Annotated in this window: 1 protein-coding gene and 1 pseudogene; both read right to left on the bottom strand. The window is 67.8% G+C overall.

Going from position 1 to position 1042, the window contains the following annotated elements:
- Positions 1 to 223: 223 nt before the first annotated feature.
- Positions 224 to 796: a dCTP deaminase gene (gene dcd / locus ACIRS4_RS39095; protein WP_404205173.1), complete on the bottom strand. Its 573-nt coding sequence runs from the start codon at positions 794 to 796 to the stop codon at positions 224 to 226.
- Positions 797 to 811: 15 nt separating this feature from the next.
- Positions 812 to 1042, bottom strand: a pseudogene (locus tag ACIRS4_RS39090) (hypothetical protein); the annotation flags it as partial.

Here is a 1042-nt window from a genome sequence, read left to right as displayed (position 1 = left end):
CTCCCAGCACCGAACTCATCGCCAGCCCATCTCGTTCACACCTACCTGTCGTCGCCACCTTACGACGTGCCGGGCCATCCGTACACCCGGCGAACCCGCCCACCGGACGGCGTAATAGCGCCATTCCATGACGGTCAACTGTCCAGGCAGCGGCCGATTTCCGCCGGATGCCCGGCCGAACCGGCTACCCCGTAACGCAACTCACGCGCGCCGGGGTCGTGGCTCACTGCCGGGAGGCGAAGTTCAGGTAGGCCTTCGACGGCGTCGGCCCCCGCTGCCCCTGGTACTTGGAGCCCACGGTGGCGCTGCCGTACGGGTGCTCGGCCGGACTGGTCAGCCGGAACAGGCACAGCTGGCCGATCTTCATACCCGGCCACAGCGTGATCGGCAGGTTCGCGACGTTCGACAGTTCCAGGGTGATGTGCCCGCTGAACCCCGGATCGATGAACCCGGCGGTCGAGTGGGTCAGCAGCCCGAGCCGGCCCAGGCTGGACTTGCCCTCCAGCCGCCCGGCCAGATCGTCGGGCAGCGAGCACACCTCGAGCGTGGAGCCGAGCACGAACTCACCCGGGTGCAGCACGAACGGCTCGCCCTCGGCGGGCTCGACCAGCGAGGTCAGCTCGTCCTGCCGCTGCGCCGGGTCGATATGGGTGTAGCGGGTGTTGTTGAACACCCGGAACAAGCTGTCCAGCCGCACATCGATGCTCGACGGCTGCACCAGCTTCTCGTCGAACGGGTCGAGCCCGAGACGTCCATTGGCGATTTCCTTGCGGATGTCGCGATCTGAAAGCAGCACGCGCAAGAGCGTATGTCAATGATCGGTCGGCGAGTCGACTGGCCCGGCCTCGATGACCTGCTTCGGCTTGCGCAGACCCCAGGTGGCGTGGGCCTCCGCGCGCATCCGCGGCACCATGTGCGGGTAGTGCAGCTCGAAGGCGGGGCGTTCGGAGCGGATGCGGGGCAGCTCGTAGAAGTTGTGCCGGGGCGGCGGGCAGGTGGTGGCCCACTCCAGGGAGTTGCCGTAACCCCACGGGTCGTCCAC

The organism is Streptomyces sp. NPDC101166, from assembly GCF_044768125.1.
Classification (GTDB): Bacteria; Actinomycetota; Actinomycetes; order Streptomycetales; family Streptomycetaceae; genus Streptomyces.
Note: the sequence above shows the minus strand (reverse complement) of the source record. Positions and strands in the feature narration are given on the sequence as shown.